Below are 11893 nucleotides of genomic sequence, written 5' to 3'. Positions count from 1 at the left end.
AGACAAAAAGTAAGCAATAGCGATTGAGTCTATAGAGGCCGTTGAATCTATAATGACATCAGCTTTTTATCACGTGCCCACTCTTCGGGTGTATACGCTTTAATTGACACAGCATGAATATCATTTCTTTGGATGTATTCCATCAGAGGTGCGTAAATTAATTGTTGTTTTTTAACTCGACTCATACCGTCAAAAGATGAATCAACCGCAACAACTTCGTAATGGCTACCTTCACCTTTCACGTGAATTTCTTGCAATGACAAAGCGTCATCTAATATTTGTTTTACTTGGATAATGTCCACGTAACCCTCTAATTTTTAACCGTCGGTAATTTGAATATGCTCAGCAAATAATTCATCAATATTGCTAAGTTTAAATAATGTGTATAGCTGACTTGGCATAAAGGTCAGCATTATATGACAATTTTGATTTTTTGCATGCTGTAATAAATGAATAAGCATTGCCATCCCTGCAGAATCCACTCTATCGAGATCTTTTAAGCATACTTCGTATTGCGTAATTTGTGGCTGCCAACCTTGTAGCTGAGACCACAGCTCGGGTACAGTATCACGAGTCAATTGACCAATGATAGAGGCGCGCTGTTCACTTTCCTCTCGCCAATAACGACTCTGCACTATTTTTTACCTTCAAAAACAATATCTTTCTGTGCCAATTGAGTTAACTCTTTAGTGACGGCAGGAATACCATCTTGACGGATTTTTGTGTTCCATTCCGACTGCTTGCTCGAAAGTAGACTGACTCCTTCTGCCACCATATCGTAAGCTTTCCACTCACCAGTCTTGGTATTTTTCAATAAGGTAAACTCAAGTTTAATATTAGGACGCCCCTTATCAATAATTTCAACTGGAATAGAGAGGATGCGAGCGTCATCGTTAACCGATTTTTCTTGTGAAAATTGAATCGTTTGATCGGTATATTGCGTCAAGACTTGTGCATAAGAGGTAATTAAATAAGCACGGAACTCCTGAATAAACGCTCTTACTTGCTGTTTATCTGCTCCTCGTAGATTGGGGCCTAGTAATTTCAATGCCGTATATTGATAATTAACGTACGGCATCATTTCTTGTTCTACGATGGTTTTTAAATAGTTAGGATCCACTTTCACCTTCGGCTGCTCCGCTTTAAGGCGCTCAAAAGTTTGTTCTGCAACCGAATGAATCATTTTATAAGGATCGCTACTATCAACGGTTGCGGCACTCACATTAAAAGCTCCCCCTATGAACACCAACAATAATGCTGTTTTTCTTAACCAGGACATACCCAACTCCTTGTATTACTCAGACTCTTTGCTGCTATATAAAAACTGGCCAATTAAATCTTCTAACACTAACGCAGACTTCGTGTCTTCAATAAAATCACCATCCATTAAGGTACTGCTCATTCCTTCCATAACAAAACCTGGTACTAGGCTAATATATTGCTCCCCAATTAAACCTGAAGTCAGGATCCTCGCACTTGAAGTATCTGGATATTTCCCAAACTTTCGTCCAATGGACATACTAACAACTGGAATATAACTTTGAGTATCTAAACTAATGTCAGTCACTTGCCCAACGACCACACCACCCACTTTTACTGGAGAACGCACTTTCAAGTTACCAATATTATCAAAGCGCGCTTTCAAGATATAACTGTCACTTGGGCCAATACTGGTGACGTTAGCCACTTTAAACATCATTACTAAAATCGCAATAACGCCCAATAAGACAAAACTGCCTACCATAAATTCTAAACGACGATTTGTTTGCATGATTTACTTCCAATATAAATTCAAAATCAATGACCGAACATCAAGGCAGTCAGAATAAAATCTAGCCCTAATACCGCTAATGACGAATGTACAACCGTACGAGTAGTAGCGCGACTAATGCCTTCTGATGTAGGAATACAATCATAGCCATTAAATAACGCAATCCAGATAATGGTTATCGCAAACACCATACTCTTAATAACACTGTTACCAATATCGTAACCAAGGCTGACTGAAGATTGCATCGCCGACCAGTAACTCCCCGCATCGATGCCTTTCCATTCTACGCCGACGATCTGTCCCCCCCAGATGCCAACCGCCATAAAGATCATCGTCAGTATCGGCATTGCTACAACCCCTGCCCAAAAACGTGGCGCAACGACTCGACGCAAAGGATCGATCGCCATCATTTCCAAACTAGATAATTGCTCGGTGGCCTTCATCAAGCCAATTTCAGCAGTTAACGCCGATCCTGCTCGTCCAGCAAATAATAATGCGGTCACCACTGGCCCTAACTCACGTAATAGCGACAGTGCCACCATTTGACCTAAGCTGCCTTCTGCGCCGTAGTCCACCAATATAATGTAACCTTGTAAACTCAACACCATGCCAATAAACAAACCTGACACAATAATAATCGCTAGAGATTGCACACCAATGGCGTAGATCTGATTGATAAATAAAGGAAAGTTTTTCCTTAATTGAGGTTTACCAATAAGTGCCCCCCACAGCATCAAAGAAGCTCTTCCCCAAGCTTCTGCTAAGCCAATGGTACGATCGCCAACTCGGGCGACCTTATTGATTATAGGGTGACTGTCTTTTACAGAATCACGGTTTTGCTCTGGTTTATTCACAACCCAATATATCCTTTTCAATTGGTGAAGCAGGGAAATGAAACGGAACTGGACCATCTTCTTTTCCAGTCAAAAACTGTTGTACACGCTCATCGGTACTCTGATTAAGATCATCGGGAGAACCTTGAGCAATGACTTTACCGTGAGACAATAAATACACATAATCGGCAATACTCATTACTTCAGGCACATCATGAGACACCACAATCGACGTCACGCCAAGGGCATGGTTTAAGTTTTTGATCAGCTCCACCAGCACGCCCATAGTGATAGGATCTTGTCCGACAAACGGTTCATCATACATAATTAAATCAGGATCTAGCGCAACCGCTCTCGCCAACGCTGCTCGCCGAGCCATACCACCAGAAAGTTCACTTGGCATTAGTTGCGCTGCCCCTCGTAACCCAACCGCTTCCAATTTGAGTTTAACTAAGGTGGAAATTAAAGATTGGTCCAGTTCAGTATGTTCTCTCAAAGGAAAAGCGACATTATCGAATACATTCATATCGGTAAACAAAGCACCAGATTGAAATAACATGCTCATTTTCTTACGAACTTGATACAAACGCTGTCGACTTAAAGTAGGAATATTGTCACCATCAAACCATATCTCACCTTGATCTGGTGAAATTTGGCCACCGATCAAACGCAGCAATGTCGTTTTACCAATTCCCGATGGCCCCATAATGGCGGTGATCTTTCCTTTTGGGATCGACAAATTCACATCATCAAAAATCACTCTTTGATTACGCTGAAACGTCAGAGATTTTATCGATATCAATTCCGCTGTCATAACTTCCCTTTATAATCACTAACCAAAGTAATATACCCAAGTGACTTCAAGATGCAGAATTCACTTGGGTATACATTATCGCATAATAAGCACATTACATCTTGAGTTCAAAAACAATACATCAAATAATCTGAAAATCAGCATGGTTTATCTGTCTTTTCATGTAAATAGAGACAATTCATTAATAAATACATCAAGAGACTTTCTTTTTGTTGCTTGAAACGTCAAAATTGCGCCCCTTATATTGAGGATAGTTAACTTCTCCCTTAATTTAACCTACTCAATATTTTGTTCACTTTTAAATTCACTTTAGTAAACAGGAATCATCATGTTACTTGCAGTTGTATTACTCCTTATTGGCCTTGCATTATTAGTATGGAGTGCTGATAAGCTGGTTTATGGCTCAGCAGCCGTTGCAAAGAACATGGGCATTTCCCCATTAGTCATTGGTATGACTATTCTGGCCATGGGCTCATCAGCACCAGAAATGATGGTCTCTGCCACAGCTGCGCTGGAAGGGAAAACCGATACTGCAATTGGTAACGTACTCGGTTCAAACATAGCCAACATTGCATTGATCTTAGGGATTACCGCCATGATTAAGCCGCTATCAATCAGCTCAACAATTTTGCATCGCGAACTACCTCTGATGATCATCGTGACTTTGATCGCTGGTTCCCTAATGTGGGATGACTACTTAGGCTTTACTGAAGGTCTGGTGTTAATCGCTTTATTTGCCGCCTTTATTTTAGGTATGCTTAAAATTAGCCAAAGTGAAAAAGGCGAAAAAGATGTCTTGTTAGAACAGCAAGAATCTGAAATCCCAGATGGGGTTGATAATAAAACCGCTATTTTTTGGGTCGTCGTGGGGTTAATTCTATTGCCAATAGCTGCCGATTTATTAGTCGATAACGCTGTGATCATCGCTAAATATTTCGGTATGAGCGATCTGGTTATCGGTTTGACTATCATCGCTATTGGTACCAGTTTACCTGAACTTGCTGCATCTCTCGCGGGCGTTCTTAAAGGTGAAGATGATATGGCGGTAGGTAACATCATCGGTTCGAATATCTTTAATATTTTAGCTGTGATGGGCATCCCTGCGATACTAACACCATCGGTATTAAGTGAATACGCCATGAACCGAGATTTTTGGGTCATGCTAGGCGTATCATTACTCTTGGTTATCATGGCTCTAGGAAAGTCTCGCAGCATAAACCGCACTGAGGGTGGGATATTATTGCTATGCTTTTTAGCTTATCAAAGTTATCTGTTTTACAATATCAGTGCCTAAAACAAGACATTACGAATAGGCGACCACACAATCGCCTTTTTATTAAATTATCGTTAACTGACGATGCAGTTAAACAACAATCTCCCCAGACTAGGAATAACATTGATGTCGACTTCTTTTGATTACCGCTCTGTTGCCCAAGATGTTTTATCAATTGAAATGCGAGGCCTACAACAGTTAGCGCAGTATTTTAATGACGACTTCCAACACGCTTGCGATATGGTTTTAAACAACCAAGGTAAGGTTGTAGTAATGGGTATGGGTAAATCGGGTCATATTGGTAACAAAATTGCTGCCACCTTAGCCAGTACTGGTACTCCTGCATTCTTCGTTCACCCAGGAGAAGCAAGCCATGGTGATCTGGGTATGATTGGCTCTGATGACATTGTATTAGCGATTTCAAACTCCGGCGAGTCTTCAGAAATATTAGCACTTTACCCAGTACTTAAACGTCGTCATATTCGCATTATTGGCATGACGGGTAAGCCTGAATCTAACATGGCTAAACTGGCTGACGTACACCTACAAATCACAGTTCCAGAAGAAGCCTGCCCACTGGATCTTGCGCCAACCTCAAGTACGACTGCTACCTTAGTGATGGGCGATGCCTTTGCGGTCGCATTAATGAAAGCGCGCGGATTCACCGCTGAAGATTTTGCACTATCGCATCCAGGTGGCGCACTAGGCCGTAAATTATTACTTAAACTGTCTGATATTATGCATTCAGGTGCCGCACTACCAACCGTAAACCAAGATGCTCTAATTCGTGATGCCTTGTTAGAAGTGTCACAAAAAGGACTCGGCATGACAGCGGTTGTCGATAAAGATATGACACTACTTGGTATTTTCACTGATGGTGATTTACGCCGCTTACTCGATCAACGTATCGATGTGCACACCACGCCAATTAGCCAAGTCATGACCAAGAACCCAACGATTGCAACACCAAATCTACTGGCTGTTGAAGGGTTGAATATCATGCAAGAAAAAAGTATCAATGGCTTAATGCTATGCCAAAATGGTAAATTGGTTGGTGCACTGAATATGCATGACTTATTAAAGGCTGGAGTAATGTAATGAGCCAAATGACACCTACCCCATACGGACAAGCTCCAACATCTATAATGAATATAGCGAAAAACATCAAATTATTGATCTGTGATGTCGATGGGGTATTCTCAGATGGCTTGGTGTACATGGGAAATCAAGGTGAAGAGCTCAAAACCTTTCACACTCGCGATGGCTATGGCGTTAAATCATTAATGCAAGCAGGGATTGATATCGCCATTATTACTGGTCGACAATCTCAAATCGTTGAAAACCGCATGAAAGCTTTGGGTATCACGCTTATCTACCAAGGCCAAGATAACAAACTTATCGCCTATGAAGATATTTTGAGCAAACTAAAGGTTTCGCCACAACAGGTTGGTTATATTGGGGATGACCTAATCGATTGGCCAGTGATGGAAAAAGTAGGCTTACAAGTCTCCGTTGCTGATGGGCATCCATTGTTAGTGCAACGCGCCAATTATGTTACCCATATTAAAGGCGGTCACGGAGCGGTACGTGAAGTATGTGATTTAATTTTACAGGCGAGAAATGAACTCGAAGCATATCAAGGACTCAGTATATGATGAGCTTATCTAGACTCATTTATTTACTGCTCATTTTTGTGGCATCTTGGTCAGCTTATTATCTTTATGATCAATCGGCAGATGACGTAGAGCTTATTGCACCAAGTTTAGAAGCGCCATTATTTACCGGTAAGCATCTCACGAACACCACTTATGATATCGATGGACTGCGCAACTATAAAATGTATTCGGACTCTTTAGAACACTTTGCACAAGATGGCCACACGGTATTCTATAAACCTAAATTGGTAGTTTACCGCGAAGGCAGCACAGAAGAATGGGTTGTTACTTCAGATAGCGCAGTGTTATCGAAAGATCATCTATTAACACTACAACATAATGTGGTAGCACGTAATACGATTGAAGGTGCAAGTTTTGATCGCATGACCACAGAAAAAATGCTCATTGATTTGAATAGCAAAGATTTTTCAACCAACACCACTGTCACAATGGTTGGGCCACAATTTACCAATATTGGCAACGCGATGAAAGGTAACTTTGATACCAACCTCGCTACGCTTTTTAATCAAGTTCAAGGTACCTATGAAAATATTACACCGTAGCTCTTTATACCTTAGTGTATTGTTTTGCTTATTCGCTTCAGCTTCATCATGGGCACTGACCAGCGATCAAGAACAACCAATCCATATCAGCTCTGATAGCCAAGATTTGGATATGAAGACTAACAAAGTTACCTTTATTGGCAATGTAAAATTGACTCAAGGCAGCATTGTACTGACTGCCGATAAGCTGATCGCTTTCCGTGATGCCAAAACTGGCGAACTGACTGAATTACAAGGCTATGGTAAACCTTCTCACTTTTCACAAAAAACCGATGAAGGTAAATTATTAAAAGGCCAGGCGAATACTCTCGTGTATACCGTTGCCAGCGACCAACTTGTGATGACTACCAACGCAGAACTACACCAAGACGATAGCGTTATCAGAGGTAAAGAGATCACATACCATATTTCCAGCCAAAACTTAAAAGCAAGTAGCGGCGATGGCGAGCGAGTATCAACGGTTATTCAACCTGCGCAATTGGAACAAAAATAATTATGGCGACTCTTAAAGCAGAAAAACTGGCTAAAACCTATGGCAACCGAAAAGTCGTCAGTGATGTAGGCTTAGAAGTAAAATCTGGCCAAATTGTCGGCTTGCTTGGGCCTAACGGGGCAGGTAAAACGACCTCTTTCTATATGATTGTAGGGCTAGTCTCTCGTGATGAAGGCACCATTAGCATTGATGAAACTGACATCAGTATACTGCCGATGCACCAACGTTCCCGTATGGGTATCGGTTACCTACCTCAAGAAGCCTCAATCTTTCGCAAACTTTCTGTCGAAGATAACATTATGGCGGTGCTGCAAACCCGTGATGAGCTAACCAAAGCGGATAAGCAAGATCGTTTAGAAGAACTACTCGATGAGTTTAATATTCAACATATTCGTAAAAGTACGGGGATGGCGCTTTCTGGTGGTGAACGTCGCCGTGTCGAAATTGCTCGTGCATTAGCGGCAAACCCGAAATTTATTTTATTGGATGAACCTTTTGCCGGGGTCGATCCAATCTCGGTTATTGATATCAAAAAAATTATTGAGCACCTACGTGACCGTGGTTTAGGCGTATTAATCACCGACCACAACGTACGTGAAACATTAGATGTATGTGAGCACGCCTATATTGTGAGCCAAGGTCACTTGATCGCCAACGGTACTCCAGAAGAAGTATTGAATAACGAGCAAGTGAAGAAAGTATACCTAGGTGAACAATTCCGCTTATAACAGCTCTTTAGCACCAACTTGGATGATGTGAGCGAAGGAATCGCCACTCTCGACTTAGATACTACACCCAAAGTAATTGGAATTGCAGTGAGGCGACAAGTGAATGAAACCCCATAAGCATAGATCGTCTATGACTTTGTTTAATAAAGAGATAGGGGGAGAATGAGCGTAGTCAACAAAACTGTAGCTTCAAATACAATGGTATAAGCATCATTCAAGACACTATGAATAGGGATATTTCAGAACAAAGGGCACTGAGTATTGCATGAAGTCATCATTACAACTTAAGTTTGGTCAACAGCTTTCCATGACCCCTCAGTTACAGCAAGCAATACGTTTGTTGCAACTTTCTACACTCGATTTACAGCAAGAAATTCAAGAAGCGCTCGATTCCAACCCACTATTAGAAGTTGCTGATGAATTTTCTGAGCAAGCTGACGACGCGAATAAAAATGACGACAATACCGACTCAACAGAACACACTCTGCAAGATACCACTAACGCACAAGAAAACGAACTTGAAGTACCAGATAGCACCGAGCATATTGAACAATCAACCATTAGCGATGAACTTAGCATAGATGCTAGTTGGGAAGATATTTACAGCGCGAACACTGGCAGTACCGGAATAAATAGCAACGACGAACTCCCCGTCTACCAAGGTGAAACCACACAAACGCTACAAGACTATTTAGAGTGGCAATTAGAACTCACCCCTTTTAGCGATACCGACCGCACTATAGCGCTGGCGATACTTGATAGTCTCGATGAATATGGTTATATCACTGAAAGTTTAGACGATATTCAGCAAAGTCTTGGAAATGATGAAATTGAACTCGATGAAATTGAAGCGGTACTTAAACGTATTCAGCAGTTTGATCCACTCGGCGTTGCCTCACGTAATCTCCAAGAATGCTTATTACTGCAACTGGCTATTTACCCGAAAGACACCCCTTGGCTCGATGAAGCTAAAATGGTGTTACACAATTATATTGATTACCTAGGTAACCGAGATTACAAACTCATCTGTAAAGAAGCTAAACTGAAAGAAGATGAGCTAAAACAAATTTTAACCTTGATTCAGCAACTCGACCCGAGACCCGGCAATCATGTCAGCGGCGATGATATCGAATATGTGGTGCCAGATGTATCAGTGTTTAAAGATCGAGGTAAATGGACCGTTACTATCAATCCCGATAGTGTGCCTCGCTTAAAGGTTAATCAGCAATACGCCGCTTTAGGCAAAGGCAATAGTAACGATAGCCAATATATACGTACCCATGTTCAAGAAGCAAAATGGCTGATTAAAAGTTTAGAGAGTCGAAACGAGACCTTGCTCAAAGTTGCTCGTTGTATAGTTGAACATCAACAAGATTTCTTTGAACATGGTGAAGAAGCGATGAAACCAATGGTTCTCAACGATATCGCACTCGATGTCGATATGCATGAATCAACGATTTCTCGTGTAACAACACAAAAATATATGCATACACCAAAAGGAATTTTTGAGCTTAAATACTTCTTCTCAAGCCATGTCAGCACTGAAGCTGGTGGGGAATGTTCATCAACCGCAATTCGCGCTTTAATTAAGAAGCTCGTCGCCGCTGAGGACATTAAGAAGCCGTTAAGTGATAGTAAGATTGCAGCCCTTTTAGTTGAACAAGGAATACAAGTAGCAAGACGAACGGTCGCTAAATATCGTGAATCGCTCGGCATTGCACCTTCTAGTCAACGGAAACGTCTACTCTAGGTCTATTAATTAAGGGTAGAAATACTCAAGTGATTTGAGTATCTAACTAAAGAGGAAAGTTTATGCCAATGAATATTACCGGACACCACGTCGACTTAACCGATGCGTTAACCGAATATGTGAACACTAAATTCCAAAAGCTAGAACGCTTCTTTGACCATATCAATAACACTCATGTTGTATTAAAGGTTGAAAAGTTAGATCAAATCGCCGAGGCGACACTACACGTCAATCAAGGTGAAATTCATGCTTCCTCGCAAAGTGAGAACATGTATACCTCAATTGATGATTTAGTCGATAAACTCACTCGACAACTCAATAAACACAAAGAGAAACTAAGTAGTCATTAACTATGCAATTAAATGAAGTATTGTCACTGAACTGCACAAAAACTGCAGTTCAGTGCACTAGCAAAAAACGTGCACTCGAAATCATTAGTGAAATCGCAGCGCAACACAGTGGCCTAGATTCAACTCGCTTATTTGAGTGCATGTTGTCTCGTGAAAAAGTAGGAACGACAGGTATCGGTAACGGCATCGCTATTCCTCATGGCCGCATGCTAGATAGCGAACAAGCCATTGCAGTCTTACTACAGTGCGATCAACCGGTTGATTTTGATGCGATTGATAACCGCCCTGTCGATATTCTCTTTGCACTACTCGTGCCAGATGAACAATGTAAAGTTCATTTGAAAACCTTGTCATTGATGGCTGAAAAACTCAACGATAAAGCAATATTAAAGCAGTTACGTCACGCTCAAACCGACCAAGAGCTATACAACATTATGGTTGGTACTTAATGAATACGGATCAGTCTAAACCACTACACATCACCATAGTCAGCGGCCAATCCGGTGCAGGTAAAAGTGTGGCTCTGCGCGTATTGGAAGATCTTGGTTATTATTGCGTTGATAACCTTCCTGTAAACTTACTGGATGAATTTGTCGCCTCAGTTCGTAGTAGTAAACAAAACGTTGCTGTAAGCATTGATATTCGTAACCTGCCACAAGATCCAACTGCGGTGTCGACTACGCTGCAAAACCTTAAGCAATCGTATGATGTGAATGTTCTATTTTTAGATGCAGACCAATCAACCTTGCTCAAACGTTACAGCGAAACCCGTCGCTTGCACCCACTTTCAATGCACAAAGAAAAGCTCTCTCTTGAGCAAGCAATTCAATTAGAGAAAGACCTACTGCTTAATCTAAAAGAAGAGGCGGATTTGGTACTTGATAGTAGTAATCTGTCTTTACATGAATTAAGCGAGACTGTACGAATCCGCGTACAAGGTAGAGACTCTAAAGAATTAGTCATGGTCTTTGAATCATTTGGCTTTAAGTATGGCTTACCCAATGATGCTGATTATGTCTTCGATGTTCGCTTTTTACCTAATCCTCACTGGGTCCCAGAGTTAAGACCACTAACCGGACTCGATCAGCCCATTGTCGATTTTCTTAGTGCAGAGTCGGATGTTCTCGAATTACAATCGAGCATTGAAGGCTTCATCAAACAATGGCTACCGCGACTAGAAAAAAATAACCGTAGCTATCTCACCGTGGCAATTGGTTGTACTGGTGGTAAACATCGCTCTGTCTATATCACTCAACAACTTGGCGAACATTTCAAAGCACTAGGTCATCAAGTGCAAGTTCGTCATACTAGCCTAGAGAAGCATCACTCATGAGCCAACAGACTAAACCTCAAAAGCCTGCTCACCAAAAGACTAAGTGCCAGCAAACCGTACTAATTCAGAACCGATTAGGCCTACACGCTCGAGCGGCCATTAAATTAGTTGAATTAGCACAGAGCTTTGATGCAGTCATCACCATCAGCGCCGATGATCGTGAAGTGACTGCCGACAGCGTCATGGGATTATTATTACTTGATTCGGCACAAGGCCAATATATTGATATTACCTCCGAAGGTAGCCAAGCCGAGCAAGCGCTGTCCGCAATATGTGCCTTAATTGAACAAAAATTTGATGAAGAAGAATAAATAGCTGCTCATCAAGTTT

General features: G+C 41.4%; 17 protein-coding genes. 11 read left to right on the top strand and 6 right to left on the bottom strand.

The window, feature by feature from the left end:
- Window positions 1-47 precede the first annotated feature (47 nt).
- Genes ibaG through mlaF form a run of 6 tightly spaced genes read right to left on the bottom strand, consistent with a single transcriptional unit; the run spans window position 48 to window position 3418 of the window.
- Window positions 48-302, bottom strand: a complete 255-nt coding sequence (gene ibaG, locus ACE3G9_RS03525) for a BolA family iron metabolism protein IbaG (RefSeq protein WP_417880096.1) — start codon at window positions 300-302, stop codon at window positions 48-50.
- 15 nt (window positions 303-317) lie between these two features.
- Window positions 318-635, bottom strand: coding sequence for an STAS domain-containing protein (locus ACE3G9_RS03520; protein ID WP_417880095.1), 318 nt, complete (start codon window positions 633-635; stop codon window positions 318-320).
- Window positions 635-1279 carry a phospholipid-binding protein MlaC gene (gene mlaC / locus ACE3G9_RS03515; RefSeq protein ID WP_449218490.1) on the bottom strand — a complete coding sequence of 215 codons (645 nt, stop codon included), beginning with the start codon at window positions 1277-1279 and terminating at the stop codon, window positions 635-637. The genes ACE3G9_RS03520 and mlaC overlap by 1 nt, the downstream gene beginning before the upstream one ends.
- A 15-nt stretch (window positions 1280-1294) precedes the next feature.
- Window positions 1295-1771 (bottom strand): outer membrane lipid asymmetry maintenance protein MlaD, encoded by a 477-nt coding sequence (mlaD, locus tag ACE3G9_RS03510; protein ID WP_417880093.1) that lies wholly within the window; start codon window positions 1769-1771, stop codon window positions 1295-1297.
- A 26-nt stretch (window positions 1772-1797) separates the two neighbouring features.
- The gene (gene mlaE, locus ACE3G9_RS03505; protein WP_417880138.1) at window positions 1798-2574 is read right to left on the bottom strand and encodes a lipid asymmetry maintenance ABC transporter permease subunit MlaE; all 777 of its coding nucleotides are present in this window, start codon (window positions 2572-2574) and stop codon (window positions 1798-1800) included.
- Window positions 2575-2617: 43 nt separating this feature from the next.
- On the bottom strand, window positions 2618-3418 hold the full coding sequence (mlaF, locus tag ACE3G9_RS03500; protein ID WP_449218489.1) for a phospholipid ABC transporter ATP-binding protein MlaF: 801 nt from the start codon (window positions 3416-3418) through the stop codon (window positions 2618-2620).
- Between the two features lie 328 nt (window positions 3419-3746).
- Between mlaF and ACE3G9_RS03495 the strand changes: the two genes are divergently transcribed.
- The 11 genes from ACE3G9_RS03495 to ACE3G9_RS03445 all read left to right on the top strand — a co-directional run bounded on the left by ACE3G9_RS03495 (window position 3747) and on the right by ACE3G9_RS03445 (window position 11874).
- Window positions 3747-4712, top strand: a complete 966-nt coding sequence (locus ACE3G9_RS03495) for a calcium/sodium antiporter (RefSeq protein ID WP_449218488.1) — start codon at window positions 3747-3749, stop codon at window positions 4710-4712.
- A gap of 105 nt (window positions 4713-4817) precedes the next feature.
- Window positions 4818-5789 carry an arabinose-5-phosphate isomerase KdsD gene (gene kdsD / locus ACE3G9_RS03490; RefSeq protein WP_417880090.1) on the top strand — a complete coding sequence of 324 codons (972 nt, stop codon included), beginning with the start codon at window positions 4818-4820 and terminating at the stop codon, window positions 5787-5789.
- Window positions 5789-6346 (top strand): 3-deoxy-manno-octulosonate-8-phosphatase KdsC, encoded by a 558-nt coding sequence (kdsC, locus tag ACE3G9_RS03485; RefSeq protein ID WP_417880089.1) that lies wholly within the window; start codon window positions 5789-5791, stop codon window positions 6344-6346. The genes kdsD and kdsC overlap by 1 nt, the downstream gene beginning before the upstream one ends.
- Window positions 6343-6909, top strand: coding sequence for an LPS export ABC transporter periplasmic protein LptC (gene lptC, locus ACE3G9_RS03480; RefSeq protein ID WP_449218487.1), 567 nt, complete (start codon window positions 6343-6345; stop codon window positions 6907-6909). Before kdsC ends, lptC begins: the two co-directional genes overlap by 4 nt.
- Window positions 6890-7402, top strand: a complete 513-nt coding sequence (lptA, locus tag ACE3G9_RS03475; RefSeq protein ID WP_449218486.1) for a lipopolysaccharide transport periplasmic protein LptA — start codon at window positions 6890-6892, stop codon at window positions 7400-7402. The genes lptC and lptA overlap by 20 nt, the downstream gene beginning before the upstream one ends.
- Window positions 7403-7404: 2 nt before the next feature.
- Window positions 7405-8130, top strand: a complete 726-nt coding sequence (lptB, locus tag ACE3G9_RS03470) for an LPS export ABC transporter ATP-binding protein (protein WP_417880086.1) — start codon at window positions 7405-7407, stop codon at window positions 8128-8130.
- A gap of 265 nt (window positions 8131-8395) precedes the next feature.
- Window positions 8396-9880 carry an RNA polymerase factor sigma-54 gene (locus tag ACE3G9_RS03465; RefSeq protein ID WP_417880085.1) on the top strand — a complete coding sequence of 495 codons (1485 nt, stop codon included), beginning with the start codon at window positions 8396-8398 and terminating at the stop codon, window positions 9878-9880.
- A 62-nt stretch (window positions 9881-9942) separates the two neighbouring features.
- Window positions 9943-10230 (top strand): ribosome hibernation promoting factor, encoded by a 288-nt coding sequence (gene hpf / locus ACE3G9_RS03460; protein ID WP_417880084.1) that lies wholly within the window; start codon window positions 9943-9945, stop codon window positions 10228-10230.
- Between the two features lie 2 nt (window positions 10231-10232).
- A complete protein-coding gene (gene ptsN, locus ACE3G9_RS03455) occupies window positions 10233-10679 on the top strand; it encodes a PTS IIA-like nitrogen regulatory protein PtsN (RefSeq protein WP_417880083.1) in 447 nt (148 codons plus the stop codon).
- The gene (rapZ, locus tag ACE3G9_RS03450; RefSeq protein ID WP_417880082.1) at window positions 10679-11563 is read left to right on the top strand and encodes an RNase adapter RapZ; all 885 of its coding nucleotides are present in this window, start codon (window positions 10679-10681) and stop codon (window positions 11561-11563) included. The genes ptsN and rapZ overlap by 1 nt, the downstream gene beginning before the upstream one ends.
- The gene (locus ACE3G9_RS03445) at window positions 11560-11874 is read left to right on the top strand and encodes an HPr family phosphocarrier protein (protein ID WP_417880081.1); all 315 of its coding nucleotides are present in this window, start codon (window positions 11560-11562) and stop codon (window positions 11872-11874) included. Before rapZ ends, ACE3G9_RS03445 begins: the two co-directional genes overlap by 4 nt.
- The last annotated feature ends 19 nt before the right edge of the window (window positions 11875-11893 follow it).

This window comes from Vibrio sp. E150_018, from assembly GCF_053544035.1.
This window is presented reverse-complemented; position numbering and strand designations above follow the sequence as displayed.

Coding starts and splice junctions, on each gene's coding strand:
- lptB (WP_417880086.1), top strand. CDS start 7,405: ATGGCGACTCTTAAAGCAGAAAAACTGGCTAAAACCTATGGCAACCGA.
- mlaC (WP_449218490.1), bottom strand. CDS start 1,279: ATGTCCTGGTTAAGAAAAACAGCATTATTGTTGGTGTTCATAGGGGGA.
- ACE3G9_RS03495 (WP_449218488.1), top strand. CDS start 3,747: ATGTTACTTGCAGTTGTATTACTCCTTATTGGCCTTGCATTATTAGTA.
- kdsC (WP_417880089.1), top strand. CDS start 5,789: ATGAGCCAAATGACACCTACCCCATACGGACAAGCTCCAACATCTATA.
- lptC (WP_449218487.1), top strand. CDS start 6,343: ATGATGAGCTTATCTAGACTCATTTATTTACTGCTCATTTTTGTGGCA.
- kdsD (WP_417880090.1), top strand. CDS start 4,818: ATGTCGACTTCTTTTGATTACCGCTCTGTTGCCCAAGATGTTTTATCA.
- rapZ (WP_417880082.1), top strand. CDS start 10,679: ATGAATACGGATCAGTCTAAACCACTACACATCACCATAGTCAGCGGC.
- hpf (WP_417880084.1), top strand. CDS start 9,943: ATGCCAATGAATATTACCGGACACCACGTCGACTTAACCGATGCGTTA.
- lptA (WP_449218486.1), top strand. CDS start 6,890: ATGAAAATATTACACCGTAGCTCTTTATACCTTAGTGTATTGTTTTGC.
- mlaF (WP_449218489.1), bottom strand. CDS start 3,418: ATGACAGCGGAATTGATATCGATAAAATCTCTGACGTTTCAGCGTAAT.
- ACE3G9_RS03445 (WP_417880081.1), top strand. CDS start 11,560: ATGAGCCAACAGACTAAACCTCAAAAGCCTGCTCACCAAAAGACTAAG.
- ACE3G9_RS03465 (WP_417880085.1), top strand. CDS start 8,396: ATGAAGTCATCATTACAACTTAAGTTTGGTCAACAGCTTTCCATGACC.
- mlaD (WP_417880093.1), bottom strand. CDS start 1,771: ATGCAAACAAATCGTCGTTTAGAATTTATGGTAGGCAGTTTTGTCTTA.
- ptsN (WP_417880083.1), top strand. CDS start 10,233: ATGCAATTAAATGAAGTATTGTCACTGAACTGCACAAAAACTGCAGTT.